This window comes from Aurantimicrobium minutum (genome assembly GCF_029894165.1).
GTDB classification, from domain to species: Bacteria; Actinomycetota; Actinomycetes; order Actinomycetales; family Microbacteriaceae; genus Aurantimicrobium; species Aurantimicrobium minutum_A.
On record NZ_JARXXU010000001.1, the window covers coordinates 505,744 to 532,616 of the forward strand.

The 26,873-nt window shown below is 57.6% G+C and carries 31 protein-coding genes; 29 read left to right on the forward strand and 2 right to left on the reverse strand.

Annotated features, from left to right (window positions below; all coding sequences use genetic code 11):
- Positions 1-22: 22 nt before the first annotated feature.
- Positions 23-481 carry a SprT-like domain-containing protein gene (locus M2119_RS02680; RefSeq protein ID WP_280803428.1) on the reverse strand — a complete coding sequence of 153 codons (459 nt, stop codon included), beginning with the start codon at positions 479-481 and terminating at the stop codon, positions 23-25.
- Positions 481-1,341, reverse strand: coding sequence for a spermidine synthase (locus tag M2119_RS02685; RefSeq protein WP_280803429.1), 861 nt, complete (start codon positions 1,339-1,341; stop codon positions 481-483). The genes M2119_RS02680 and M2119_RS02685 overlap by 1 nt, the downstream gene beginning before the upstream one ends.
- A 232-nt stretch (positions 1,342-1,573) precedes the next feature.
- On the opposite strand from M2119_RS02685, the gene M2119_RS02690 reads away from it, so the two are divergent.
- From M2119_RS02690 to rplO, 29 genes are all read left to right on the forward strand, one after another.
- A complete protein-coding gene (locus tag M2119_RS02690; protein ID WP_280803430.1) occupies positions 1,574-5,068 on the forward strand; it encodes a DNA-directed RNA polymerase subunit beta in 3,495 nt (1,164 codons plus the stop codon).
- A 39-nt stretch (positions 5,069-5,107) separates the two neighbouring features.
- A complete protein-coding gene (gene rpoC, locus M2119_RS02695; RefSeq protein ID WP_280803431.1) occupies positions 5,108-8,983 on the forward strand; it encodes a DNA-directed RNA polymerase subunit beta' in 3,876 nt (1,291 codons plus the stop codon).
- Positions 8,984-9,065: 82 nt separating this feature from the next.
- Positions 9,066-9,734: a hypothetical protein gene (locus M2119_RS02700; protein WP_280803432.1), complete on the forward strand. Its 669-nt coding sequence runs from the start codon at positions 9,066-9,068 to the stop codon at positions 9,732-9,734.
- 200 nt (positions 9,735-9,934) lie between these two features.
- The gene (gene rpsL, locus M2119_RS02705) at positions 9,935-10,309 is read left to right on the forward strand and encodes a 30S ribosomal protein S12 (RefSeq protein WP_110232716.1); all 375 of its coding nucleotides are present in this window, start codon (positions 9,935-9,937) and stop codon (positions 10,307-10,309) included.
- Positions 10,309-10,779 carry a 30S ribosomal protein S7 gene (gene rpsG, locus M2119_RS02710; protein WP_096382567.1) on the forward strand — a complete coding sequence of 157 codons (471 nt, stop codon included), beginning with the start codon at positions 10,309-10,311 and terminating at the stop codon, positions 10,777-10,779. The genes rpsL and rpsG overlap by 1 nt, the downstream gene beginning before the upstream one ends.
- A 42-nt stretch (positions 10,780-10,821) precedes the next feature.
- Positions 10,822-12,939 carry an elongation factor G gene (gene fusA, locus M2119_RS02715; protein WP_280803433.1) on the forward strand — a complete coding sequence of 706 codons (2,118 nt, stop codon included), beginning with the start codon at positions 10,822-10,824 and terminating at the stop codon, positions 12,937-12,939.
- 83 nt (positions 12,940-13,022) lie between these two features.
- The gene (gene tuf, locus M2119_RS02720; protein ID WP_280803434.1) at positions 13,023-14,216 is read left to right on the forward strand and encodes an elongation factor Tu; all 1,194 of its coding nucleotides are present in this window, start codon (positions 13,023-13,025) and stop codon (positions 14,214-14,216) included.
- Between the two features lie 79 nt (positions 14,217-14,295).
- A complete protein-coding gene (locus M2119_RS02725) occupies positions 14,296-15,189 on the forward strand; it encodes a cytochrome b/b6 domain-containing protein (RefSeq protein ID WP_280803435.1) in 894 nt (297 codons plus the stop codon).
- 64 nt (positions 15,190-15,253) lie between these two features.
- Complete coding sequence (locus M2119_RS02730; RefSeq protein ID WP_280803436.1) at positions 15,254-16,921, forward strand: SulP family inorganic anion transporter; 1,668 nt, start codon at positions 15,254-15,256, stop codon at positions 16,919-16,921.
- Positions 16,922-17,282: 361 nt separating this feature from the next.
- Positions 17,283-17,591 (forward strand): 30S ribosomal protein S10, encoded by a 309-nt coding sequence (gene rpsJ, locus M2119_RS02735; RefSeq protein WP_030147986.1) that lies wholly within the window; start codon positions 17,283-17,285, stop codon positions 17,589-17,591.
- Between the two features lie 8 nt (positions 17,592-17,599).
- Positions 17,600-18,256 (forward strand): 50S ribosomal protein L3, encoded by a 657-nt coding sequence (rplC, locus tag M2119_RS02740; protein WP_280803437.1) that lies wholly within the window; start codon positions 17,600-17,602, stop codon positions 18,254-18,256.
- Between the two features lie 3 nt (positions 18,257-18,259).
- Positions 18,260-18,907, forward strand: coding sequence for a 50S ribosomal protein L4 (gene rplD, locus M2119_RS02745; protein ID WP_280803438.1), 648 nt, complete (start codon positions 18,260-18,262; stop codon positions 18,905-18,907).
- Entirely contained in the window at positions 18,907-19,212 is a 306-nt protein-coding gene (gene rplW / locus M2119_RS02750) for a 50S ribosomal protein L23 (RefSeq protein WP_280803439.1), read from the forward strand. Before rplD ends, rplW begins: the two co-directional genes overlap by 1 nt.
- Before the next feature lie 25 nt (positions 19,213-19,237).
- Complete coding sequence (gene rplB, locus M2119_RS02755; protein ID WP_280803440.1) at positions 19,238-20,074, forward strand: 50S ribosomal protein L2; 837 nt, start codon at positions 19,238-19,240, stop codon at positions 20,072-20,074.
- Between the two features lie 15 nt (positions 20,075-20,089).
- Entirely contained in the window at positions 20,090-20,371 is a 282-nt protein-coding gene (gene rpsS, locus M2119_RS02760) for a 30S ribosomal protein S19 (protein WP_096382546.1), read from the forward strand.
- 26 nt (positions 20,372-20,397) lie between these two features.
- Positions 20,398-20,793, forward strand: coding sequence for a 50S ribosomal protein L22 (gene rplV / locus M2119_RS02765; RefSeq protein WP_280803441.1), 396 nt, complete (start codon positions 20,398-20,400; stop codon positions 20,791-20,793).
- Positions 20,793-21,548 (forward strand): 30S ribosomal protein S3, encoded by a 756-nt coding sequence (gene rpsC / locus M2119_RS02770; protein WP_280794522.1) that lies wholly within the window; start codon positions 20,793-20,795, stop codon positions 21,546-21,548. Before rplV ends, rpsC begins: the two co-directional genes overlap by 1 nt.
- A 2-nt stretch (positions 21,549-21,550) precedes the next feature.
- Positions 21,551-21,970: a 50S ribosomal protein L16 gene (gene rplP / locus M2119_RS02775; RefSeq protein WP_096382539.1), complete on the forward strand. Its 420-nt coding sequence runs from the start codon at positions 21,551-21,553 to the stop codon at positions 21,968-21,970.
- Positions 21,970-22,272 carry a 50S ribosomal protein L29 gene (gene rpmC, locus M2119_RS02780; RefSeq protein ID WP_280803442.1) on the forward strand — a complete coding sequence of 101 codons (303 nt, stop codon included), beginning with the start codon at positions 21,970-21,972 and terminating at the stop codon, positions 22,270-22,272. Before rplP ends, rpmC begins: the two co-directional genes overlap by 1 nt.
- A complete protein-coding gene (rpsQ, locus tag M2119_RS02785; RefSeq protein WP_096382535.1) occupies positions 22,272-22,568 on the forward strand; it encodes a 30S ribosomal protein S17 in 297 nt (98 codons plus the stop codon). The genes rpmC and rpsQ overlap by 1 nt, the downstream gene beginning before the upstream one ends.
- 30 nt (positions 22,569-22,598) lie before the next feature.
- A complete protein-coding gene (gene rplN, locus M2119_RS02790; protein ID WP_110232729.1) occupies positions 22,599-22,967 on the forward strand; it encodes a 50S ribosomal protein L14 in 369 nt (122 codons plus the stop codon).
- A 2-nt stretch (positions 22,968-22,969) separates the two neighbouring features.
- Positions 22,970-23,329: a 50S ribosomal protein L24 gene (rplX, locus tag M2119_RS02795; RefSeq protein ID WP_280803443.1), complete on the forward strand. Its 360-nt coding sequence runs from the start codon at positions 22,970-22,972 to the stop codon at positions 23,327-23,329.
- Complete coding sequence (gene rplE, locus M2119_RS02800; RefSeq protein WP_280803444.1) at positions 23,329-23,916, forward strand: 50S ribosomal protein L5; 588 nt, start codon at positions 23,329-23,331, stop codon at positions 23,914-23,916. Before rplX ends, rplE begins: the two co-directional genes overlap by 1 nt.
- Before the next feature lie 60 nt (positions 23,917-23,976).
- Positions 23,977-24,375, forward strand: coding sequence for a 30S ribosomal protein S8 (gene rpsH / locus M2119_RS02805; RefSeq protein ID WP_280803445.1), 399 nt, complete (start codon positions 23,977-23,979; stop codon positions 24,373-24,375).
- Positions 24,376-24,381: 6 nt separating this feature from the next.
- Positions 24,382-24,918 (forward strand): 50S ribosomal protein L6, encoded by a 537-nt coding sequence (rplF, locus tag M2119_RS02810; protein WP_280803446.1) that lies wholly within the window; start codon positions 24,382-24,384, stop codon positions 24,916-24,918.
- A gap of 2 nt (positions 24,919-24,920) precedes the next feature.
- The gene (gene rplR, locus M2119_RS02815; protein WP_280803447.1) at positions 24,921-25,292 is read left to right on the forward strand and encodes a 50S ribosomal protein L18; all 372 of its coding nucleotides are present in this window, start codon (positions 24,921-24,923) and stop codon (positions 25,290-25,292) included.
- Complete coding sequence (gene rpsE / locus M2119_RS02820) at positions 25,289-25,969, forward strand: 30S ribosomal protein S5 (RefSeq protein ID WP_432418496.1); 681 nt, start codon at positions 25,289-25,291, stop codon at positions 25,967-25,969. The genes rplR and rpsE overlap by 4 nt, the downstream gene beginning before the upstream one ends.
- Positions 25,969-26,154: a 50S ribosomal protein L30 gene (gene rpmD / locus M2119_RS02825; protein ID WP_038295602.1), complete on the forward strand. Its 186-nt coding sequence runs from the start codon at positions 25,969-25,971 to the stop codon at positions 26,152-26,154. Before rpsE ends, rpmD begins: the two co-directional genes overlap by 1 nt.
- Positions 26,154-26,843, forward strand: coding sequence for a 50S ribosomal protein L15 (gene rplO / locus M2119_RS02830; RefSeq protein WP_280803448.1), 690 nt, complete (start codon positions 26,154-26,156; stop codon positions 26,841-26,843). Before rpmD ends, rplO begins: the two co-directional genes overlap by 1 nt.
- Positions 26,844-26,873: the final 30 nt, after the last annotated feature.

Here is a 26,873-nt window from a genome sequence, read left to right on the forward strand (position 1 = left end):
GGCCAGTCCCTGTGTTCTCACGCTATCCGATTTCGCGCTTATCCCAGGTAATTATGTTGGCGCGATGGAATCCGCGGGCACATACTCCGCAACTGAGCGGCTTGGTGGGGGTGCGAAAACGGTAGTGCTGGTGACCGCGGGGACAGGTGCCCAGCCAGGGCGCGAGTTCGTTGGCCGCACTCCCGTCATGGGTGCGCTTGCCGTCATAGCCCAGGTCGGAGGCGATTTTCTTCCAGGTTGCCCCGTGGCCGGCCCGCGGCCCGGCCAGAGCGTGGGCCACTTCGTGCAGCAGAATCTGATGCACTTCGTCGTCTTCATACTTGGCTGCGAGGTGGCGGGAGACTGAAATATGTTTATCGGAGAAATTACACAGACCGGCACGCGTGCGGGCATGGTCGAACCCAAAACTCCACACCGCCGGGTCGAGGTGGAGTCGAATGAGCGCATCGGCCCACTTCGTGACGCGGTCCAGATCGGCCATTACTTCTTCGCGATCTGGAAAATCGTCTTGTTCGGTGTGGGGGACGCAATCGCGGTGGTGTCGAGCACGATAGGTGCACCACCGATGAACTGTCTCATCTCAGCACCTTCTACCGCTTTCGCCGGATGGGGGCCACCGGCCAGGAGGCGGGGGAGCCAGTCACCGATGGAGTTGTCGTTACTGCCCACGAGGACCACGTTGCCAAACCGGCGGCCTTTGAGTACTTGGGTTTCAGCCAGAGCAAGCACGTTCGGCAGGACGGCCTGCACGGTGGCGGCCTGGCCACGGGCAAAGGCCAAGCCTGGCCCATCGGCCACGTTGATAATGAGTACGCCCTGCGGGGAAAGAAGTTTGGCTGCTTCCCGATAAAACTCAACGCTCGTCACATGTGCAGGTGTGCGAGCTCCACTGAAGACATCCACGATGACGACGTCGACATTCCCGTGCAGGCCGGTGGGTAGTTTGCCCATCACCTCACGGGCGTCGCCGTAACGAATACGGATGTTGGCATTGCGTTGCACCGGCATATGTTCACGCACAAAGTCGATCAGATCTTGCTCGAGTTCAATCACTTGTTGACGAGAGCCCGGGCGGGTGGCCTCGATATAGCGGGGGAGGGTCAGGGCCCCACCGCCTAAGTGAACAGCGGTGATCGGCTGTCCCGGTTCGCCATAGACGTCGAGTACGTGACCAATGCGGCGGATGTATTCGAAAAATAACTCACCGGGGTCATCGATAAAGACGTGAGATTGGGGTGTTCCATCCACTTCGAGGATGAACGCACCGTCCTGATAGGGGTCAGGTTCGATACTGGCGCGCAGACCGGAGGATTTCAGGGTGATGGCCGGATGTTCTGCCATGTGCACACACCATCCATGAAATCTCAACTAGACACAGACCCGCAGGTCGTTATAGAGTTGTTATTTGCGCTCGAAGTTTTGTCATGCCCTCATATTGCGGTCGGGGTGACAGTTTCTTTTCTCGTGAGTAACACCACGAGATGCCCCACTTTAGCGGGATTTTCGAGTTCGCAAAATATCCCACACCAACCGAAACCATGATGGTCCGACGGGACCCACGGAGGTTATTTCCTTGGCTGCTGCGCGCAACGCAAAAGACACCAAGTCCATTAAGAACGGCCGTAGCGCTTCGCGCCTGTCGTTCGCGAAGATCACAGACACGCTAACTGTCCCTGATCTGCTGGCACTCCAGACCGAGAGCTTTGACTGGCTCGTCGGTAACGAGCACTGGCAGAAGCGGGTCGAGCAGGCGAAGAAGGAAGGCCGTCAGGACCTCCCTTCGCGTACTGGTCTGGAAGAGATCTTTGAAGAGATCTCTCCCATCGAGAACCTCGATGAGACCATGCAGTTGTCCTTCACGAACCCTTACCTCGAGCCTGAGAAGTACTCGATCTTCGAGTGCAAGGAGCGTGGCAAGACCTACGCTGCTCCTCTCTACGTCGAGGCAGAGTTCATGAACCACGTCACGGGGGAAATCAAGACCCAGACCGTGTTCATGGGTGACTTCCCCCTCATGACCGAAAAGGGAACCTTCATCATCAACGGCACCGAGCGTGTTGTGGTGTCTCAGTTGGTTCGTTCTCCCGGTGTCTACTTTGAGCGTGCACAGGAAAAGACCTCCGACAAGGATGTCTACTCCGCACGCATCATCCCCAGCCGTGGTGCATGGCTTGAATTCGAAATCGACAAGCGTGACGCTGTCGGTGTTCGTATCGACCGCAAGCGTAAGCAGTCCGTCACCGTCTTCCTCAAGGCCCTCGGTCTGACCAGCGAAGAGATCGCAACCGAGTTCAAGGGTTACGACTCCATCCTGCAGACCCTCGAGAAGGACACCATCCTGACCAAGGAAGATGCGCTGCGCGACATCTACCGCAAGCTCCGTCCAGGCGAGCAGGTTGCTGCAGAAGCTGCACGTGCACTGCTGGACAACTTCTACTTCAGCCACAAGCGTTACGACCTGGCCAAGGTTGGTCGTTACAAGATCAACCGCAAGCTCGGTCTGGAAGCTCCTCTGACTGACTCTGTTCTCTCCGTTGCAGACATCATTGCCACCATCAAGTACTTGGTTGCACTGCACAGCGACGAGAAGACATTCCCCGGTACTCGCGAAGGCAAGAAGGTGGACATTCGTCTCGACGTAGACGACATTGACCACTTCGGTAACCGTCGTATCCGTGCCGTAGGTGAGCTCATCCAGAACCAGGTTCGTACCGGTCTGTCCCGTATGGAGCGCGTCGTTCGCGAGCGTATGACCACTCAGGACATCGAGGCCATCACTCCTCAGACCCTGATCAACGTGCGTCCCGTTGTGGCAGCTATCAAGGAGTTCTTCGGAACTTCTCAGCTCTCCCAGTTCATGGACCAGAACAACCCGCTTGCAGGTCTGACCCACAAGCGTCGTCTCTCCGCGCTGGGCCCCGGTGGTCTCTCGCGTGAGCGTGCAGGTGTTGAGGTTCGTGACGTTCACTCGTCCCACTACGGACGTATGTGCCCCATTGAAACTCCTGAAGGTCCCAACATTGGTCTGATTGGTTCGCTCGCCTCGTTCGCGCGTATCAACGCTTTTGGTTTCATTGAGACTCCTTACCGTCGCGTCGTCAAGGGCAAGGTCACCGAGAACATCGATTACCTCACCGCCTCGGAAGAAGACGAATTCGTCGTCGCACAGGCCAACGCACCCCTGACTAAGGACAGTCACTTCGCTGAAGAGCGCGTGCTCGTCCGCCGTAAGGGTGGCGAGGTGGAACTCGTTCCTGCCGCTGAGGTGGACTACATGGACGTCTCGCCCCGCCAGATGGTTTCTGTCGGTACCTCGCTTATTCCATTCCTCGAGCACGACGATGCTAACCGCGCACTCATGGGTGCCAACATGCAGCGTCAGGCTGTGCCCCTGCTGCGCAGCGAAAGCCCGCTGGTGGGTACCGGTATGGAAAACTTCGCCGCAATCGATGCGGGTGACGTGATCCTCACCAACAACGCTGGTGTCGTCTCTGAGGTGTCGGCTGATGTCGTCACCGTTCAGCTCGACGCTGGTGGCACCGAAGATTACTTCCTGCGTAAGTTCGACCGTTCGAACCAGGGAACCAGCTACAACCACCGTGTGATTGTGAACGCTGGTGAGCGTGTCGAGGTTGGCCAGGTCATCGCTGATGGTCCTGCCACCGAAGACGGCGAGCTCGCTCTGGGTAAGAACCTCCTCGTGGCATTCATGCCCTGGGAAGGTCACAACTTTGAGGATGCGATCATCCTTTCGCAGCGCCTCGTTCAGGACGACGTCCTCTCCTCGATTCACATCGAGGAATATGACGTGGACGCTCGTGACACCAAGCTGGGTAAGGAAGAGATCACTCGCGACCTTCCCAACGTGTCGCCTGAACTCATCGCTAACCTCGACGAGCGCGGCATCATCCGCATCGGTGCTGAGGTTCGCCCCGGTGACATCCTGGTCGGCAAGGTCACACCTAAGGGTGAGACCGAGCTCTCCGCTGAGGAGCGTCTGCTCCGTGCCATCTTCAACGAGAAGAGCCGCGAAGTTCGCGACACCTCGCTGAAGGTACCCCACGGTGAGTCCGGAACCATCATTGGTGTGAAGGTATTCGACGCAGTGAATGACGAAGACGAGCTCGGCTCGGGCGTCAACCAGCGCGTTGTTGTCTACATCGCCCAGAAGCGCAAGATCACCGAAGGTGACAAGCTCGCTGGACGTCACGGAAACAAGGGTGTTATCGCCAAGATTCTCCCTGTGGAAGACATGCCATTCCTCGAAGACGGTACCCCCGTTGACGTGGTACTCAACCCGCTCGGTATCCCCGGTCGCATGAACTTCGGTCAGGTCCTCGAGACCCACCTGGGTTGGATTGCGAAGCAGGGTTGGAAGGTTGACGGCTCACCTGAGTGGGCATCACACCTTCCTGCAGAAGCACACGAGGCTGCCCCTGGCACCAAGGTTGCGACTCCTGTATTCGACGGTGCGCTCGAGGAAGAAATCGCGGGTCTGCTGGACTCCACGACTCTGACTCGTGACGGAGACCGCCTCATCGGTTCTTCCGGTAAGGCCAACCTCTTTGATGGCCGTTCGGGTGAACCATTCCCTGAGCCCATCTCGGTTGGGTACATGTACATCCTGAAGCTGCACCACCTTGTCGATGACAAGATCCACGCGCGTTCAACGGGTCCTTACTCGATGATCACGCAGCAGCCTCTGGGCGGTAAGGCACAGTTCGGTGGACAGCGCTTTGGTGAGATGGAGGTGTGGGCACTGGAAGCTTATGGTGCCGCTTACGCCCTTCAGGAACTCCTCACCATCAAGTCCGACGACATCGTGGGCCGCGTCAAGGTCTACGAAGCCATCGTCAAGGGCGAGAACATCCAGGAACCCGGTATCCCCGAGTCGTTCCGCGTTCTCATGAAGGAAATGCAGTCCCTCGGTCTCAACGTGGAGGTTCTCAACGAAGCTGGCGATGTCGTCAGCCTCCGCGACGCCGACGATGAGGCATACCGCGCAGCTGAAGAACTCGGTATCAACATCTCCACTCGTTTCGAGTCTTCGTCAATCGACGAAATCTAATCCGAGTCAGACACTTAAGAATCTAAGGAAAGAGTTAAATTGCTCGACGCAACCGCTTTTGACAAGCTTCGTATCGGTCTGGCCACTGCTGACGACATCCGTCGTTGGTCGTTCGGTGAGGTCAAGAAGCCCGAAACCATCAACTACCGCACTCTCAAGCCTGAGAAGGACGGCCTCTTCGGTGAGCAGATCTTCGGACCTTCTCGCGACTGGGAATGCTCCTGTGGCAAGTACAAGCGTGTCCGCTTTAAGGGCATCGTCTGTGAGCGCTGTGGTGTAGAGGTCACCAAGTCGTCTGTGCGCCGTGAGCGCATGGGTCACATTGAGTTGGCCGCTCCCGTTACCCACATCTGGTACTTCAAGGGCGTTCCTAGCCGCTTGGGTTACCTGCTGGATATGGCTCCCAAGGACCTCGAGAAGGTCATCTACTTCGCTGCCTACATGGTGATCGACGTAGACGAAGAGGGTCGTCACGCGGACATGCCTGGTCTGGAGAACGAGCTTCGTCTCGAGCTCAAGACCTTGGGTGACCAGCGCGACTCTCGCATTGCTGACCGCATGCAGCGTCTCGAGAACGACCTTGCAGCTCTCGAAGCAGAAGGTGCGAAGGCAGACCAGAAGCGTCGTGCGAAGGACGTCGCCGAGAAGGAAATGTCTCAGATCCGTAAGTCCCTCGACGAAGAAATCGCTCGCCTCGAGCGCGTCTGGGATGACTTCCGTAACCTCAAGGTCGGCGACCTCAAGCCTGAAGACGCTGTCTTCAACGAATTGGTAGACCGCTACGGTCTCTACTTCGAGGCATTCATGGGTGCTGAAGCGATCAAGCGTCGCCTTCTCACCTTCGACCTTGCCGGAGAAGCTGAATCGCTTCGCCTCGAGATCACCGAAGGTAAGGGTGCCAAGAAGATCCGTGCGATCAAGCGCCTCAAGGTTGTTTCGTCCTTCCTTCACACCGGCACTTCGCCTGCTGCGATGGTTCTCGACGTTGTTCCCGTCATCCCACCCGAGCTGCGCCCCATGGTTCAGCTGGATGGTGGACGTTTTGCGACCTCTGACCTCAACGACCTCTACCGTCGTGTGATCAACCGCAACAACCGTCTGCGTCGCCTCCTTGACCTCGGTGCTCCCGAGATCATCGTGAACAACGAGAAGCGCATGCTTCAGGAAGCCGTGGATGCACTGTTCGACAACGGTCGTCGTGGCCGCCCCGTTACCGGTACCGGTAACCGTGCGCTCAAGTCGCTGTCAGACATGCTCAAGGGTAAGCAGGGTCGTTTCCGTCAGAACCTGCTCGGTAAGCGCGTGGACTACTCCGGTCGTTCCGTCATTATCGTTGGACCTCAGCTCAAACTGCACCAGTGTGGTCTGCCTAAGCAGATGGCACTCGAGCTGTTCAAGCCATTCGTGATTAAGCGTCTGATTGACCTGAGCCACGCTCAGAACATCAAGAGCGCGAAGCGCATGGTGGAGCGTAGCCGTCCCCAGGTGTGGGATGTTCTCGAAGAGATCATCCGCGAGCGTCCCGTTCTGCTGAACCGCGCTCCAACCCTGCACCGTCTGGGTATTCAGGCATTCGAACCTCAGCTCATTGAAGGTAAGGCTATTCAGCTTCACCCTCTCGTCTGTGCTGCGTTCAACGCTGACTTCGACGGTGACCAGATGGCTGTTCACCTTCCGCTCTCGGTTGAGGCTCAGGCCGAAGCTCGCATCTTGATGCTTGCGTCGAACAACATCCTCAAGCCTTCGGATGGTCGCCCCGTGACCCTGCCTACGCAGGACATGATCATTGGTCTCCACCACCTCACCACCGTGAAGGAAGGTGCAACCGGTGAAGGCCGCGCATTCTCTTCCGTTTCTGAGGCCATCCTCGCTCACGACCAGCACTCGCTGGACCTCAACGCCATGGCACGCATTCGTCTGAATGATGTTGTCTTCGCTGAGGGTGAAGCACCTGAGGGCTACACCGGTGGTCCCCTCGTGGTCACCACTTCTCTGGGTCAGGCACTGTTCAACGAGGCTCTGCCCGCTGACTACCCCTACATCCAGAAAGTTGCAGACAAGGGAACCATCTCCGCGATCGTCAACGATCTCGCAGAGCGTTACCCCAAGACTGTTGTTGCCGCCACCTTGGACAACATCAAGGACGCTGGTTTCCACTGGGCTACTCGCTCCGGTGTGACCGTAGCTCTGTCTGACGTTCTGACTCCTCCCAACAAGCGCGAAATCGTTGCTGGATACGAGAAGTTGGCTGCGAAGGTTCAGTCTGAGTTCGAGAAGGGCATGATCACTGACAACGAACGTCGTCAGGAACTGATCAAGATCTGGACCGACGCGACCGCTGAAGTTGCGGAAGCGATGCAGAAGAACTTCCCCGCGAACAACACCATCAACCGCATGGTCACCTCTGGTGCTCGTGGTAACTGGCTGCAGGTTCGTAACATCGCGGGTATGCGTGGTCTGGTGAACAACCCGAAGGGTGAGATCATCCCTCGTCCGATCATTTCGTCCTACCGTGAAGGTCTGTCCGTGGTGGAGTACTTCATCGCGACCCACGGTGCTCGTAAGGGTCTGGCTGACACCGCTCTGCGTACCGCTGACTCCGGTTACCTCACTCGTCGTCTCGTCGACGTCTCGCAGGATGTCATCATCCGCGAAGAGGACTGTGGCACCACTAAGGGTCTCGACCTGCCTATCGCTGCCGCTAACGCAGCTGGTGAGCTTGTTCGTGACGCCAACGTGGAGAACTCCATCTACGCTCGTAGCCTCGCTGCTGATGCAGTCGACGCGAAGGGCAACGTCATCGCCAAGGCTGGCGACGACGCAGGTGACGTTCTGATCGATACCCTCATCGCTGCGGGCGTTCACGAGGTCAAGGTCCGTTCGGTCCTGACCTGTGAGTCTGCTGTTGGTGTCTGTGCTGCCTGCTACGGTCGCTCGCTTGCCACCGGCAAGCTCGTCGACATCGGTGAAGCCGTGGGTATTATCGCCGCACAGTCCATTGGTGAACCTGGTACTCAGCTCACCATGCGTACCTTCCACACGGGTGGTTCCGCATCGGCTGATGACATCACTCAGGGTCTGCCCCGTGTTCAGGAGCTCTTCGAGGCACGTACCCCTAAGGGTGCATCGCCGATCGCAGAGACTGCTGGTCGCATCACCATCGAAGAGACCGACAAGAGCCGTAAGGTAATCCTCACCCCCGACAACGGTGACGAGGCAGTTATCTACCCCGTGCTCAAGCGTTCAACTCTCCTCGTTTCTGATGGAGACCACGTTGAACTCGGTCAGCCACTTCAGGTGGGAACCGTTGACCCCAAGGAAGTTCTGCGCGTGCAGGGTGTCCGTGCGGTTCAGCAGCTCCTCGTCGGTGGCGTGCAGGGCGTTTACCGCTCGCAGGGTGTTCCTATTCACGACAAGCACATTGAGGTCATCGTTCGTCAGATGCTCCGCAAGGTAACTGTTGTAGAGCACGGTGACACCGACCTTCTCCCCGGTGAGCTTGTGGATCGTTCTCGTTACACCGAGATGAACCGCGCTGCTCTCACCGAAGGGAAGAAGACTGCGTCGGCTCGTCAGGAAGTCCTCGGTATTACCAAGGCTTCGCTGGCTACCGAGTCGTGGCTGTCGGCTGCCTCCTTCCAGGAGACCACCCGTGTTCTCACCCAGGCAGCGATGGACGGCAAGTCCGATCCTCTCGTGGGCCTCAAGGAGAACGTCATCATCGGTAAGCTCATCCCCGCCGGAACCGGTCTTGCGAAGTACCGCAACATCTCGGTTGAGGCAACGGAAGAAGCAAAGGCTGAACGCTACCCCAACCGCATCTTTGCGGCGGAGGGTGACTTCACCGATGCAGACCTGAGCTTCGTCGACTTCGAGTCTTTCTCGTCGGATGACTTCTCCGGTAACTACAACTAAGTAGGAACTCACTCCTGACGGAGTTTGTGACTCGCGAAAGCCCCGCCATGGTGCGGGGCTTTCGTCGTTCTATCATGGCGACATGTCCGATACCGTGACGGAAACCGCATCCGTGCATCCTGAATTCTTCAAACCTGCTCCGGCAGAAGACGCCGAAGTTGTCGGAATCGGTTTTGCCGGTGTCGGCTCAGTCGAAACGGCCCCGGATGCGCCTGCTGTGGTGCGAACCCCCAGCAACCGCACGACCGGTGCTCTGGTTGCTCTGCTCGGCGGGGTGATTTTTGCAGCACTCTATGCCCTGGCTGCCTGGGGTTACAGTGCTGCCGCGTGGCTCTATGGCGATGCTGCGGCCGGCGTGGAAGCCGCCAGCTTTATTCAACAGCGCACAATGGCGTTCCTCAGCACCCCGGTGTATTGGCTCACCGTGATCGCGTTCACGGTCTACTTCGTGGTCTTGGCGATCCTCATCAACAAGGGTCATTGGCGCACATTCGTGCTGTGGGGGTTGGCGGTTGCCGCGCTGACCTACCTCAGCGCCATCGGTACGGGCCTCCTCACGGTAGATGCGTGGACGCTGACCTTTAGCCAGGCGCTGGACTTTATGTGGCGCGGAATTGCTTTTAACCCGCTGGTTTTGGTCGCGGTGGTGCTCTCTCGCGAGATCCCCATCTGGCTAGGAGGATGGATTGCGCTCAAGGGCCGTGCACTCCGGAATGCCCCTGCAGGAGAGGCAGCGGAAACTACCGTTTGACCCCGTCCCCTCGCTGGGATAAGCTTTTGCATTGGTGCGTTTTGCGTGCCAGAAACACCTTAAGGGTCTCCCCACTTTCAACAGTGGTAAACCCCCACGGCATATCTGTCAGAAATGGCTCCACCTTCGTGGTGTCGCGACAGATGTTTAGCTAAATCGTTTAGCGACTGTCACCGTGCAGTTTTAACAAGGAGTACATAGTGCCAACTATTAACCAGTTGGTTCGTAAGGGACGTACGCCCAAGGTCACCAAGACCAAGGCACCCGCCCTCAAGTCGAACCCCCAGCAGCGTGGAGTGTGCACCCGTGTGTACACCACCACCCCCAAGAAGCCCAACTCGGCTCTTCGTAAGGTTGCTCGTGTCAAGCTCAGCAACGGTACCGAAGTAACCGCCTACATTCCCGGTGAAGGCCACAACCTCCAGGAGCACTCGATGGTGCTCGTTCGGGGTGGTCGTGTAAAGGACCTTCCTGGTGTTCGTTACAAGATCATTCGTGGCGCACTGGACACCCAGGCTGTGAAGAACCGTAAGCAGGCTCGTAGCCGCTACGGAGCGAAGATGGAGAAGAAGTAATGCCTCGTAAAGGTCCCGCTCCTAAGCGTCCCGTCGTCGCCGATCCCGTATACGGCGCCCCCATTGTCACCCAGCTCGTCAACAAGATTCTTCTTGATGGCAAGAAGGGTCTCGCAGAGCGCATCGTTTATGGTGCACTCGAAGGTGTCACCGCAAAGACCGGTGCAGATGCCGTCGTCACTCTCAAGAAGGCACTCGACAACGTGCGCCCCACCCTTGAGGTTCGCTCTCGCCGTGTTGGTGGTTCGACCTACCAGGTCCCCGTTGAGGTTAAGCCTCACCGTGCCAACACCCTCGCACTGCGTTGGTTGACCAGCTACGCAAAGGCTCGTCGCGAAAAGACCATGACCGAGCGTCTCATGAACGAGATCCTCGATGCATCGAACGGTCTTGGCGCAGCAGTCAAGCGTCGTGAAGACACCCACAAGATGGCCGAGTCGAACAAGGCCTTCGCTCACTACCGCTGGTAGTCCGAGCTTAACCCTGTTCACTTACAATTTCGGAGGAATCCTGTGGCTCAAGAAGCCCTCACTGACCTAAACAAGGTCCGCAACATCGGCATCATGGCTCACATTGATGCTGGAAAGACCACCACCACTGAGCGAATCCTGTTCTACACCGGTGTGAACCACAAGATCGGTGAAACTCACGATGGTGCGTCGACCATGGACTGGATGGCACAGGAGCAGGAGCGTGGTATCACGATTACTTCTGCTGCAACCACCTGTTTCTGGAACAAGAACCAGATCAACATCATTGACACCCCCGGTCACGTTGACTTCACCGTGGAGGTGGAGCGTTCGCTCCGCGTTCTCGACGGTGCTGTTGCTGTGTTCGATGGTAAAGAAGGTGTGGAGCCTCAGTCTGAGACCGTATGGCGTCAGGCTGACAAGTACGACGTACCTCGTATCTGCTTCGTTAACAAGATGGACAAGCTGGGTGCTGACTTCTACTTCACCGTAGACACCATCATCAAGCGTCTGGGCGCTAAGCCACTTGTTATCCAGCTTCCTATCGGTTTCGAGAACACCTTCGAAGGTGTTGTTGACCTGGTAGAGATGCGTGCACTCACCTGGCGTGGAGACGCCAAGGGTGACGTGGAAATGGGTGCCAAGTACGACATCGAAGAGATCCCTGCGGATCTCGTCGAGAAGGCTAACGAATACCGCGCAAAGCTCATCGAAGCTGTTGCGGAAGGCGACGACGAACTGCTCGAGCGTTACATGGAAGGCGACACCGACTTCTCGGTAGCCGAGATCAAGAAGGCCATCCGCAAGATGGTTATTGCTTCGGAAATCTACCCTGTGCTCTGTGGTTCTGCCTTCAAGAACCGTGGTGTTCAGCCCATGCTTGACGCTGTTGTGGACTACCTCCCCAGCCCGCTCGACGTTGCCGCAACTCAGGGTCACGACGTGCGTGATGAGGAAAAGGTTCTCGAGCGTAAGCCTGATGCTTCCGAGCCTTTCGCCGCACTTGCATTCAAGGTTGCCGTTCACCCCTTCTTCGGTCGTCTGACTTACACCCGCGTTTACTCGGGTAAGGCAGAGTCCGGTGCACAGGTGCTCAACGCAACCAAGGACAAGAAGGAACGTATCGGCAAGATCTTCCAGATGCACGCCAACAAGGAAATCCCTGTTGACATCATGTCTGCTGGACACATCTACGCTGTTATCGGTCTGAAGGACACCACCACTGGTGACACCCTCTGCGATCCTGCCAACCCCATTGTTCTGGAGTCCATGAGCTTCCCCGAGCCCGTTATCTCGGTTGCGATTGAGCCCAAGACCAAGGCTGACCAGGAGAAGCTGGGTACTGCTATCCAGAAGCTTGCTGAAGAAGACCCCACCTTCCGCGTAGAGCAGGACCAGGAAACTGGTCAGACTGTCATCTCCGGTATGGGTGAGCTTCACCTCGACATCCTCGTTGACCGTATGCGTCGCGAGTTCAATGTGGAGGCCAACGTGGGTAAGCCTCAGGTTGCCTACCGTGAGACCATCCGTCGCACTGTAGACAAGCACGACTACACCCACAAGAAGCAGACCGGTGGTTCAGGTCAGTTCGCTAAGGTCCAGATCTCGCTCGAGCCTCTCGCTGTAGAGGGCGACAAGATCTACGAATTCTCAAACCAGGTCACTGGTGGTCGTATTCCTCGTGAATACATCCCATCTGTTGACGCCGGTTTCCAGGCCTCCATGGCAGTCGGCGTTCTCGCTGGCTACCCCATGGTCGGCGTCAAGGGCATCCTCCTCGATGGTGCCTACCACGACGTTGACTCATCGGAAATGGCCTTCAAGCTTGCAGGCTCAATGGCCTTCAAGGAGGCGGCCCGAAAGGCTGACCCCGTACTTCTCGAGCCACTTATGGCTGTTGAAGTTCGTACTCCCGAGGAGTACATGGGTGATGTTATCGGTGACCTCAACTCTCGCCGTGGACAAATTCAGTCCATGGAAGATGCAACGGGTGTCAAGGTCGTTAGCGCCCTTGTTCCCCTGTCGGAGATGTTCGGATACGTCGGTGATCTGCGGTCTAAGACCTCAGGTCGCGCTGTGTACTCGATGACATTCGACAGTTACGCCGAGGTCCCGAAGGCTGTCGCCGACGAGATCGTCCAGAAAAACAAGGGCGAGTAATCTCGCTCCTTGTGAGTTCAGTAAAATAATCCAAACCCTGTAGTTTCCAACCGGAAGCTACTCGAATGTCCTAGGAGGACCCCGTGGCTAAGGCCAAATTCGAGCGCAACAAGCCTCACGTAAACATCGGAACCATCGGACACGTTGACCACGGTAAGACCACTCTTACCGCAGCAATCTCCAAGGTTCTCGCTGACACCTACCCTTCGGCAACCAACGTTCAGCGCGACTTCGCGTCGATCGACTCGGCTCCCGAAGAGCGTCAGCGTGGTATTACCATCAACATCTCGCACGTTGAGTACGAGACCCCCAAGCGTCACTACGCACACGTTGACGCACCTGGCCACGCCGACTACATCAAGAACATGATTACCGGTGCTGCTCAGATGGATGGCGCAATCCTCGTGGTTGCTGCTACCGACGGTCCTATGGCTCAGACTCGCGAGCACGTTCTGCTCGCAAAGCAGGTTGGTGTTCCTTACCTCCTCGTTGCTCTGAACAAGTCCGACATGGTTGACGACGAAGAAATCCTGGAGCTCGTTGAGCTCGAGGTTCGTGAACTCCTCTCCAGCCAGGGCTTCGATGGCGACAACGCTCCTGTTGTTCGCGTATCTGGCCTCAAGGCTCTCGAGGGTGACGCACAGTGGACCAAGTCGATCTTGGATCTGATGGAAGCTGTTGACGCTTCTGTTCCAGACCCCATCCGCGACAAGGACAAGCCATTCCTCATGCCCGTTGAGGACGTCTTCACCATCACCGGTCGTGGAACCGTTGTAACCGGTCGCGCCGAGCGTGGAACCCTTGCAATCAACTCCGAAATCGAAATCGTTGGTATTCGCCCCACTCAGAAGACCACCGTGACCGGTATCGAGATGTTCCACAAGCAGCTCGACGAAGCATGGGCTGGCGAGAACTGTGGTCTTCTTCTCCGCGGTACCAAGCGTGAAGATGTTGAGCGTGGTCAGGTTATCGTGAAGCCTGGTTCCGTTACTCCTCACACCAACTTCGAAGGAACTGCCTACATCCTGTCCAAGGATGAGGGTGGACGTCACAACCCATTCTTCGGAAACTACCGTCCTCAGTTCTACTTCCGCACCACTGACGTGACCGGCGTTATCACCTTGCCTGAGGGCAAGGAAATGGTTATGCCTGGTGACACCACTGACATGACCGTTGAGCTGATTCAGCCCATCGCCATGGAAGAGGGCCTCGGCTTCGCTATCCGTGAGGGTGGCCGTACCGTAGGTGCTGGTACCGTAACCAAGATCATCAAGTAATTTCACGATTACTGATCGGAATGCCCCGGCCTTTGGCCGGGGCATTCTTCTTTTGTTCGATAGTTTTGAGGGTGTGAGTGTGAAGCGGAAACAGGTGGCTGGCTGGGTGGCGGTCGTCCTCGTCGCGTTCGTCGCCGTGATCCTGGTTGCCCAGTGGTTACGCACCTTGCCTGAGGTGGCCGTGTTCCTCTCGAACTACCGGGGAACCACCCCGTTGCCCGACGGTGCACCGGTGGGACTTCCTGCCTGGCTGGGTTGGCAGCACTACCTCAACATGTTCTTTATCCTGCTGGCTATTCGCACCGGCTGGATTATTCGGTCCAAGAAGCGACCTCCTGCATTCTGGACCCGCAGCGACAAGGGCCTTCTCAGATACACCGGGCCTGCCCAGCGCATGGGGATTTATCACTGGTTCCACCTCAGTATCGATTTCCTCTGGGTGATCAACGGAGCACTGTTTATGGTGCTGTTGTTTACCACGGGGCAGTGGATGCGAATCGTGCCCACCAGCTGGGATGTGTTCCCCAACGCCATTTCCGCAGCGTTGCAATATGCCTCACTGCGCTGGCCGGTTGATAACGCCTGGGTGAACTACAACAGCTTGCAAGTTTTGGCCTACTTCGTCACCGTCTTTATTGCCGCTCCGCTGGCCATCTTCACCGGAGTGCGTCTCTCACCGGCCTGGCCAAAGCAGGGCTGGCTTCATCGCGCATTTCCAGAGACGCTCTCTCGTCGCACGCACGCTTTCGTCATGTTCTACTTCTTCGTCTTCATCGTCGCGCACGTGACTCTGGTGCTCACCACCGGTGCCCTGCGTAACCTCAACATGATGTTTGCCGCAAATGACGGCACGAGCTGGTGGGGTGCCGGTATCTTTGCCCTGGCTCTGGCGTCCATGGTGGTGGCCTGGTTCCTGGTCAAGCCCCGTGTGCTCAAGCCCATTGCGAAACTGAGCGGAAAAGTTCAGGGCTAAGCCTTCCCCGTGAGCGGAAGGCGGTGTGCAGGGAAACCTGCTGGCCAGGCATAGTCTTGCTGGCATGTGGGCGACACTGCGGTCATTGCTCCCGGGGAGGGCAGACTATTCCGCCCTGCCCCGTTCCTGGAAGCAGGATCTACTCGCCGGGGTCACCGTTGGCATCGTTGCTTTACCCTTAGCTTTAGCATTTGGGGTCAGTTCGGGGGTCGGAGCGGAGGCTGGGTTGATCACGGCCGTGGTGGCCGGGTTCATTGCTGCCGTCTTCGGCGGATCCAATGTGCAGGTCTCTGGCCCGACCGGGGCCATGGTGGTGGTGTTGGCCCCGATTGTGGCCACGCATGGTGCGGGGTCCGTTGTCATCGTGGGTCTGATGGCGGGCGTCCTCGTCGTTTTGCTGGGTTTGTTCAGGCTCGGCCGTGCCGTCGCGTTCATTCCCTGGCCGGTCATTGAAGGTTTCACTCTCGGGATTGCCGTCATCATCTTTGTGCAACAAATCCCAGCAGCCGTGGGTTCACCGGAGTTTGCCGAATCACCCAACGCCGTGATCTCTGCCTGGAATGCGATTCAGGCCACGACTCTCGATCTGGCGCTGTGGTCACTGGGAGCAGTGTTGATCGTGGCACTGATCATGGTGGTCACTCCGAAGTTCATACCGGTTGTGCCAGGGTCCATCCTGGGAATCATCCTTATGACGGTCATTGCCGAAGTGACCGGTTCACCCTTGGCCAGAATCGGAGAGCTTCCTTCTTCTTTGGGGCTTCCCTCGCTGCCTGATTTTGCGGGCGTTCCCCTCGGGGAATTAATTGTTCCCGCCCTCGCCGTGGCCGCCCTGGCCTCCATTGAGTCCTTGCTGTCAGCTCGAGTTGCTGCGGGCATGGCGAATACCGGAACGTTCCATCCCGACCGAGAACTAGTCGGACAAGGCCTGGCCTCGATTGGTTCGGCACTCTTCGGTGGCATGCCCGCCACCGGTGCCATTGCCCGCACCGCGGTCAATGTCCGGTCCGGTGCGAAGACCCGCATGGCCGCAGTGGTGCATGCCGGTGTATTGCTCGCAGTGGTCTATCTGGCCACCGGGCCCGTGTCCCGGATTCCCCTGGCAGCGCTCGCGGGGGTGCTGATGGTGACCGCAATCAGAATGGTGCCCAGCGCAGCAGCCTGGCGCATCCTGCGCAGCACCAAACATGATGCGCTTATCTTTGTGGTGACCGCAGTCATCACGGTGACGCTCGATCTGGTGGAAGCCGTCGTGGTTGGCATTATCGTCACCGTGCTGTTTTCTCTGCGAGCCTGGTTCCTGCGCAATCGGCTCATCGAAGTTCCTCTGCCGGAACCTGCACGATCCGGCGACGACCGGATTGTGGTGTTCCGCATCGAGGGGGCGTTGTTCTTTGGCGTGGCCGACAAGATTCATGGCCTCATCACGAGCCACCCGAATGTGTCGGTGGTGATTGTGCAGTTGTCGGGCGTGCAGTTCCTGGATGCCACCGGGGCGCAGATCTTGGCCGATATTGTGATGCAGCTCGAGCGAGACGGCAAGACCGCCATTCTCAAGGGAATTCCTGCCCAACACAGAGAGCTGGTCATGCGCGTGGGGGCACTGGGGAAGCTCCGTCACCCCAACCATGTTTTCGAGGATTTTGACCTCGCGGTGGCCCATGCGCGCTCACATATAACACGCGAGGATGCTGCAGCAGCGGAAGGTCTGCCCAGACCCTTCTTTGGCTAAGCTGACTCCGGCGTCTTTTCGGGGCAATCTCCCCGACACGCCCGGGTTGCATTCAGCTTGTATTGTGTGGCAGACTCTTCAAGTTCGACATTTTCTGCCTTTGTGCAGAAATCACTACCCTGACTGTGCATAACGGCGGAATCATTCCGATCACGTTAGGCCGCAGGTAGAGAACATCGCCACAGCTCCGTGAAGAGCCTGGAGTAATCCAGACTTCGCCGTGTTCGCACGACAAGAGCCGAGGCACATTGACATGTAAACAGTGGTGCGAAACAAATACGTAGAGTGCCAGCGTTTAAAACGCGAAGCGTCCAATGCAGCTCCGAGGCTGTACGACGCTCTGAATGAAAGAGAGAGTCACATGGCGGGACAAAAGATCCGCATTCGACTTAAGTCATATGACCACGAGGTCATTGACTCCTCGGCGCGCAAGATTGTCGACACTGTTACCCGTGCGGGTGCAACTGTTGTCGGCCCTGTGCCCCTTCCTACTGAGAAGAACGTGGTGTGTGTCATCCGCTCTCCTCACAAGTACAAGGACAGCCGCGAGCACTTTGAGATGCGCACCCACAAGCGTTTGATCGACATCGTCGACCCCACGCCCAAGGCTGTGGACTCGCTTATGCGCCTTGACCTCCCAGCTGACGTCAACATTGAGATCAAGCTCTAGGGGTCACGATGGCAAATCCAACTAAGACTGTTAAGGGTCTGCTCGGCAAGAAGCTGGGTATGACTCAGGTATGGGACGAAAACAACAAGCTTGTTCCCGTGACCGTGATTGAAATCACTCCCAACGTTGTAACCCAGTTGCGCACCACTGAGAAGGACGGCTACGAAGCCGTACAGATCGCCGGTGGCGCTATTGACCCTCGCAAGGTTAACAAGCCCGCGACCGGTCACTTTGACAAGGCTGGGGTTACTCCTCGCCGTCACGTCACTGAGGTTCGCACCCCCGACGCTGCGTCCTACTCCGTAGGTCAGGAACTCACCGTTGACTCCACCTTTGAAGCCGGCCAGAAGGTCGACGTCATGGGCACGAGCAAGGGTAAGGGTTTCGCCGGTGTGATGAAGCGTCACAACTTCAAGGGTGTTTCCGCATCACACGGTGCACACCGTAACCACCGTAAGCCCGGTTCGATCGGTGCTTCTTCGACCCCCAGCCGCGTCTTCAAGGGCATGCGCATGGCCGGTCGTATGGGTGGAGAGCGCGTGACCGTGCTCAACCTCAAGGTTCACGCAGTAGACGCAGAGAAGGGCCTCTTGCTCGTCAAGGGCGCTGTTCCCGGTGCACGTGGCCGCCTCGTATTCGTTCGCAACGCAGTGAAGGGGGCGTAGTCCATGGCTACCGTTACCACTCTCGACGTCGTTGACCTCAAGGGCAAGAAGGCTGGCTCTGTTGAGCTTCCTGCTGAACTCTTTGACGTCACCGTTAACGTCCCACTGATCCACCAGGTTGTCGTCGCTCAGCTTGCTGCTGCCCGTCAGGGTACGCACAAGGTCAAGAGCCGCGGCGAGGTTTCTGGTGCAGGTCGCAAGCCGTTCAAGCAGAAGGGAACCGGTCGCGCTCGTCAGGGTTCGATCCGTGCTCCTCACATGACTGGTGGTGGAATCGTCCACGGACCAACCCCACGCAGCTATGCACAGCGCACCCCCAAGAAGATGATTGCTGCAGCTCTGCTCGGTGCTCTTTCGGACCGCGCTCGTGGTGGACGTCTTCACGCCGTCACCGCTTTCGGCGAGAACGCACCTTCGACCAAGGTTGCTTCGGACTTCTTGAACACCATCGCCAAGAGCAGGAACGTCCTCATCGTTCTTGACCGCAACGATGACCTGTCGCTCAAGAGCGTTCGCAACCTTCCTAACGTTCACGTTCTGAACTCAGACCAGCTGAACGCTTACGACGTGCTCGTCTCTGACGACATCGTGTTCACTCAGGAAGCAATTACTTCCTTCGTGAACAGCAAGAAGAAGGAAGAGGCCAAGTAATGACTAACGCAGCTTGGAACAAGGACCCTCGCGATGTTGTCATCGCACCGGTTGTTTCGGAGAAGAGCTACGGTCTGATCGACGAAGGTAAGTACACCTTCCTGGTTGACCCTCGTTCAAACAAGACCGAAATCAAGCTCGCTATCGAGAAAATCTTCTCGGTAGAGGTTGCTTCGATCAACACCCTGAACCGTCAGGGTAAGACCCGCCGTACCAAGTTTGGCCAGGGCAAGCGCAAGGACACCAAGCGCGCCATTGTCACTCTGAAGTCCGGTTCCATCGACATCTTTACGGCCGTTGGCTAAGCGGAACGGATAAAGAGGACTCATCATGGCTATTCGTAAGTACAAGCCCACAACCCCGGGCCGTCGCGGCTCGAGCGTTGCGGACTTCGCTGAAATCACTCGTTCGACTCCTGAAAAGTCGTTGCTCCGCCCCCTGTCCAAGACCGGTGGCCGCAACAACCAGGGTCGTATCACTACCCGTCACATCGGTGGTGGCCACAAGCGCCAGTACCGTGTTATCGACTTCCGTCGTAACGACAAGGACGGCGTACTGGCCAAGGTCGCTCACATTGAGTACGACCCCAACCGCACCGCACGTATTGCACTTCTTCACTTCGTTGATGGCACCAAGCGCTACATCTTGGCTCCCAACAAGCTGAACCAGGGTGACTTCGTTGAGTCGGGCGCAAGTGCCGACATCAAGCCAGGTAACAACCTGCCGTTGAAGAACATCCCTACCGGTACCGTCATCCACGCGATCGAGCTCAAGCCCGGTGGCGGCGCAAAGATGGCACGTTCCGCAGGTGCATCTGTTCGTCTCGTTGCGAAGGACGGCCCCTACGCGCAGCTTCGTCTGCCTTCGGGTGAAATCCGTAACGTTGATGCTCGTTGCCGCGCCACCATTGGTGAAGTCGGTAACGCCGAGCAGTCGAACATCAACTGGGGTAAGGCAGGCCGCATGCGTTGGAAGGGCGTCCGCCCAACCGTTCGTGGTGTTGCTATGAACCCAGTCGACCACCCACACGGTGGTGGTGAGGGTAAGACCTCCGGTGGTCGTCACCCTGTCAGCCCCTGGGGTAAGAAGGAAGGCCGTACACGCCGTCCTAACCAGGAAAGCGACAAGCTCATCGTTCGCCGTCGTACCGTCGGCAAGAAGCGCTAGTAGGAGTTTAAGAAGATGCCACGCAGTCTTAAGAAGGGCCCCTTCGTTGACGAACACCTGCTCCGCAAGGTAGTTCGCCAGAACGAGGCCAACACAAAGAACGTAATCAAGACCTGGTCGCGTCGATCGATGATCATCCCCGCGATGCTCGGTCACACGATTGCAGTTCACGACGGTCGCAAGCACATTCCTGTGTTCGTTACCGAAACCATGGTCGGTCACAAGCTTGGTGAATTTGCACCAACTCGTACCTTCCGCGGTCACGTGAAGGACGACAAGAAGGGCCGTCGCCGCTAACCGCGGTGACGATAGGAGGAATAGAAATGGTGGAGTCAGTCGCACGTGTGCGTCACATCCGCGTTACCCCTATGAAGGCTCGACGCGTTGTTAACCTGATCCGTGGAAAGCAGGCTCACGAAGCTCTCGCGATTCTGAAGTTCGCACCTCAGACCGCGTCCGAGCCCGTCTACAAGCTTGTTGCTTCGGCTATCGCAAACGCTCGTGTCAAGGCAGATGCTGCAAACGCATTCCTTGACGAGCAGGACCTGTTCATCTCGGAGGCTTTTGTCGACGAGGGTGCAACCCTGAAGCGTTTCCGTCCCCGTGCACAGGGTCGCGCATTCAAGATCTTGAAGCGCACCAGCCACATCACTGTCGTACTTGCTACCCCCGATGAACTCGAGGTTGCTGGCAAGGCTGCGAAGAAGGAGGCCAAGTAATGGGCCAGAAAGTAAACCCCTACGGCTTCCGCCTGGGAATCACCACCGACCACGTGTCGCGTTGGTTCTCCGACAGCACGAAGAAGGGTCAGCGTTACTCAGACTTCGTGACTGAGGATGTCAAGATCCGTCGCATGCTGAGCGAGACCCTCGACCGTGCAGGTGTTGCACGCATCGAGATCGAGCGCACCCGTGACCGCGTCCGCGTTGACATTCACACTGCCCGTCCCGGCATTGTGATCGGTCGCCGTGGCGCCGAGGCTGAGCGCATCCGCGCTGACCTCGAAAAGCTCACCGGTAAGCAGATCCAGCTCAACATCCTCGAGGTGAAGAACCCCGAGGCTGAGGCTCAGCTGGTCGCTCAGGGTATTGCTGAGCAGCTCGCAGGTCGTGTGGCTTTCCGTCGCGCAATGCGTAAGGGCCTTCAGGGCGCTCAGCGCGCTGGCGCCAAGGGTATTCGTATCCAGGTGTCCGGTCGTTTGGGTGGCGCTGAAATGAGCCGCTCCGAGTTCTACCGTGAAGGTCGTGTGCCTCTGCACACTCTTCGCGCGAACATCGACTACGGCTTCTACGAGGCCAAGACCACCTTCGGCCGCATTGGTGTGAAGGTATGGATTTACAAGGGCGACATCACCAACAAGGAGCTTGCTCGTGAGCAGGCCAACCAGAAGAGTGTCCGTCCCGAACGTAGTGACCGTCCCCGTCGCGCCCCTCAGGGCGAGAAGGCTCCGGTTGCAGCAGGAGTTGAGGCATAACCATGTTGATTCCACGTCGAGTAAAGCACCGTAAGCAGCACCACCCCGGCCGTTCCGGCCAGGCAACTGGTGGTACCAAGGTGTCGTTCGGTGAGTTCGGTATCCAGGCTCTGACCCCCGCCTATGTGACCAACCGTCAGATCGAGTCCGCTCGTATCGCGATGACCCGTCACATCAAGCGTGGTGGAAAGGTTTGGATCAACATCTACCCTGACCGTCCTCTGACCAAGAAGCCAGCTGAAACCCGCATGGGTTCCGGTAAGGGTTCACCAGAGTGGTGGGTAGCTAACGTCAAGCCAGGCCGCGTTCTCTTTGAGCTCAGCGGTGTGAACGAGACCATTGCTCGTGAAGCAATGACTCGTGCAATCCACAAGCTGCCCCTCAAGGCACGCATCATCAAGCGCGAGGAGGGAGACGCATAATGGCTATCGGATCCAAGGAACTCGGTTCCAGCGAGCTGGACACCTTTGACAACGAGCGTCTCGTAGAAGAGCTCCGTAAGGCGAAGGAAGAGCTGTTCAACCTGCGCTTCCAGTCGGCTACCGGCCAGCTCGAGAGCCACGGACGCCTTCGTGCTGTCAAGCGCGATATCGCACGCATCTACACGGTTATCCGTGAGCGCGAGCTCGGTATTCGTGCAACGCCTGCTGCAGCTCCTGCTCCAGCCAAGGCTGAGAAGAAGACCAAGGCCGTCAAGGCCGAGACCGCGGAGGAGACCGAATAATGGCTACCGCAAAGGCTAAGAAGGCCGAAGAGACTGAGGCAATCGTTCGCGGTTACCGCAAGGTTCGTCGTGGTTACGTCACCAGCGACAAGATGGACAAGACCATCGTTGTTGAGGTTGAAGACCGCGTGAAGCACCCTCTCTACGGCAAGGTTATTCGCCGCAGCTCGAAGGTGAAGGCTCACGATGAGCTCAACACTGCCGGCATCGGTGACCTAGTTGTAATCAGCGAGACCCGTCCGCTCAGCGCCTCCAAGCGCTGGCGCCTGGTCGAAATCGTCGAGAAGGCTAAGTAGGCCTCGCCTACTTCGTAAAAGGAGTTAGAAGTGCTTCAGCAAGAATCACGCGTCAAGGTTGCCGACAACACCGGCGCCAAGGAGCTGCTCACGATTCGTGTTCTCGGTGGTTCCGGTCGTCGTTACGCCGGTCTCGGTGACGTCATCGTGGCAACCGTCAAGGACGCTATCCCCGGCGGAAACGTGAAGAAGGGTGACGTCGTCAAGGCTGTCATCGTTCGTACCGTCAAGTCGACCCGTCGTCCCGACGGTTCCTACATCAAGTTCGACGAGAACGCAGCTGTCATCCTCAAGACGGATGGCGAGCCACGCGGTACTCGTATCTTCGGACCAGTCGGTCGCGAGCTTCGCGACAAGAAGTTCATGAAGATCGTTTCATTGGCACCGGAGGTTATCTAGTCATGGCGAACATCAAGAAGGGTGACCTGGTTCAGGTCATCACTGGTCGCACCCAGGCTCGCGGCGGAGATCGTGGCAAGCAGGGCAAGGTAATTGAAGTTCTCACCGAGCGCAACCGCGTCATCGTTGAGGGTGTCAACTACGTGACCAAGCACAGCCGCGTCGGCCAGACCGAACGTGGCACCAAGACCGGTGGTATCGAGACCGTTGAGGCTCCGATCCACATTTCAAACGTGGCCATTGTTGACCCCTCGACCAAGAAGCCCACTCGCGTGGGTTACCGCGTCGAGACGGTTACCAAGAACGGCGCAACCAAGACGGTTCGCGTTCGTTACGCCAAGAAGTCAGGTAAGGACCTGTAATGACCAACACCGCAGTAGCTGGCAAAATCCAGCCACGTCTCAAGGCAAAGTACAAGGCAGAGATTCAGCAGGCACTCGCCACTGAGCTCGGCCTCAAGAACGTTCACGAGATCCCAGCCCTCACCAAGATCGTGGTGAACATGGGTGTTGGTGAAGCAGCCAAGGATGGCAAGCTCATCGACTTCGCTGTCGCTGATCTGACCGCTATCACTGGCCAGAAGCCTTCGGTTACCAAGGCTCGCAAGTCGATTGCACAGTTCAAGCTGCGTGAAGGACAGCCCATTGGCGCACACGTCACTCTGCGTGGCGACCGCATGTGGGAGTTCCTGGACCGCCTCTTGGCACTGGCTCTTCCTCGTATCCGCGACTTCCGTGGTCTGTCTGACCGCCAGTTCGACGGAAACGGTAACTACACCTTTGGTCTCACCGAGCAGACAATGTTCCACGAGATCAACCAGGACAAGATCGACCGTCCTCGCGGTATGGACATCACTGTTGTGACGACTGCCAAGAACGACGAACAGGGTCGCGCATTGCTCAAGGCACTGGGCTTCCCATTCAAGTCGGTAGACACCTCTACCAACTAAGCACCACAGGTCGCCACTCGTGTAACGGGCGGCGAAACCTGGTGAAAAAAGGATAAACATATGACAATGACAGATCCGGTCGCAGACATGCTGACCAGACTGCGCAACGCGAACTCGGCACACCACGACACCGTGTCCATGCCGAACAGCAAGCTCAAGACGGGTATTGCTGAAATCCTCAAGTCTGAGGGTTACATCGCGAGCTGGGAAATTGCAGACGCACGCGTCGGCAAGACCCTGACGCTGAACCTCAAGTACAGCGCTGACCGTCACGCGTCCATCGTCGGCATCAAGCGCGTCTCGAAGCCTGGTCTTCGCGTGTACGCAAAGTCGACCGAAATCCCCAAGGTCCTCGGTGGCCTCGGTATCGCCATTCTGTCCACCTCTAGCGGTCTTCTCACAGACCGTCAGGCTGAGAAGAAGGGCGTAGGTGGGGAAGTCCTCGCCTACGTGTGGTAACCGAGAATGTCACGTATTGGTCGTCTTCCTATTGACATCCCTGGTGGTGTAACCGTGACCATTGAAGGTCAGGACGTTACCACTAAGGGTCCTAAGGGCGAACTGAAGCTCACCATTGCTTCTCCTATCACTGCTGTGATCGAAGAGAACCAGGTCGTTGTCAGCCGTCCCGACGACGAGCGCAACTCGCGTTCGCTGCACGGTCTGACCCGTACCCTCATCGCTAACCAGATTGTTGGCGTGACCCAGGGTTACGAAAAGGGCCTCGAAGTAGTCGGTACTGGTTACCGTGTTGCTTCGAAGGGCGCTGGCGTCGAGTTCGCACTCGGCTACTCGCACCCCATCACCGTTGAGCCTCCTGCAGGCATCACGTTCACCGTTGAAGGTAACAACAAGCTCATGGTGAGCGGCATCGACAAGCAAGCCGTCGGTGAAGTTGCTGCCAACATTCGTAAGTTGCGTAAGCCTGAGCCTTACAAGGGCAAGGGTGTGCGTTACGCCGGCGAGATCGTTCGCCGCAAGGCCGGAAAGAGTGGTAAGTAGCCATGGCTCTCGGAACTCGAGGAAAGTCTAAGTCGGCCGCACGCGACCGCCGTCACGCACGTCTTCGCAAGAAGATCGAAGGAACTTCGGTACGCCCACGTTTGGTCGTTACCCGTTCCGCTCGTCACGTATTCGTTCAGCTCGTCGACGACTCACAGGGTGTCACCGTTGCTTCGGCATCGACCCTCGAGTCGGACATGCGCACGTTCGCTGGCGACAAGACCGCTAAGGCACGCAAGGTTGGCGAACTCGTCGCTGAGCGCGCAAAGAAGGTCGGAATTGAAGCTGTGGTCTTCGACCGCGGTGGAAACAAGTACGCCGGTCGCGTTGCCGCGATCGCCGATGGAGCCCGAGAGGGTGGATTGAGCCTGTGAGCGAGAACACTGTTAACGAAACTGAAGTTGTTGCAGAAGCAGCAGCTGTGGAGTCTGCACTCGTAGACACCGCTAACGAGCCTCGTGAGGCTCGCCGCGGTGGCCGTGAGCGCAACCCCAACAAGGATCGCAACCGCGACCGCGACGCTGAGAAGAGCCAGTTCCTCGAGCGCGTCGTCACTATCAACCGTGTATCCAAGGTCGTCAAGGGTGGTCGTCGCTTTAGCTTCACCGCACTCGTCGTCGTTGGAGATGGCAACGGTTTGGTCGGTGTCGGTTACGGCAAGGCTAAGGAAGTACCTCTCGCGATCTCGAAGGGTGTTGAAGAAGCCAAGAAGGCTTTCTTCCGCGTCCCTCGCTCGGGTAGCACCATTCCTCACCCCGTTCAGGGCGAGGCTGCTGCCGGTGTTGTCCTTCTCCGTCCCGCCGCTGCAGGTACCGGTGTTATCGCCGGTGGTCCTGTCCGCGCCGTACTCGAGTGCGCCGGCATCCACGACGTACTGAGCAAGTCGCTCGGTTCGTCCAACACGATCAACATTGTTCACGCCACCGTGGAAGCACTGAAGCAGCTCGAAGAGCCTCGCGCCGTTGCAGCCCGTCGTGGTCTGGACTTTGACCAGGTTGCTCCTGCTCGCCTCGTGCGCGCAGAAGCTGAGGCTGCAAAGGCAGGTGCCTAATGGCTGCTCGTCTGAAGGTCACACAGATCAAGTCCGTAATTAGCGAAAAGCAGAACCAGCGCGACACTCTTCGGAGCCTGGGTCTCAAGCGCATTGGCGACATCGTCGTCAAAGAGGACAGCCCCGTAAATCGCGGATACGTTCGCACCGTGGCTCACCTCGTCAAGGTCGAGGAGATTGACTAATGGCTGAAGAGAAGAAGGAAGCCGCGAAGGCTCCTGCGAAGGCTGCTGCCCCCAAGGCTGCCGCTGCTAAGGCACCTGCTGCCAAGGCTGCTGCACCGAAGGCTGCTGCCGCAAAGGCTCCCGCAGCAAAGGCTGCAGCTCCTAAGGCTGCCGCTGCTGCAAAGCCTGCTGCTGAGAAGTCGGAAGCAGAAGCCCCCAAAGTAAAGGCTGCAAAGTCTGTTGCGAAGAAGGCTGAAGCTACCGAAGCTCGTGAGCACGTCCTCAAGGTCCACCACCTTCGTCCCGCACCTGGTGCGAAGAAGGCAAAGACTCGCGTAGGCCGTGGTGAAGGTTCTAAGGGTAAGACTGCTGGTCGTGGTACCAAGGGAACGAAGGCTCGTTACCAGGTCAAGATCGGCTTCGAGGGTGGGCAGATGCCTCTGCACATGCGTACCCCCAAGCTCCGCGGCTTCAAGAACCCCTTCCGCGTGGAGTACCAGGTTGTCAACCTGGATGCTCTCTCGGAGCTGTACCCCAACGGTGGAGATGTCACAGTCGCTGACCTCGTCGCCAAGGGTGCTGTTCGCAAGAACGAGAAGGTCAAGGTTCTTGGTAACGGCGACATCGCTGTTAAGCTGAACATTGCGGTCGATAAGGTCTCGAGCTCAGCTGAGCAGAAGATCGTCGCTGCAGGTGGTTCGATCAAGTAACCACTCGCTGGTTACGCAACAACGTAGCGT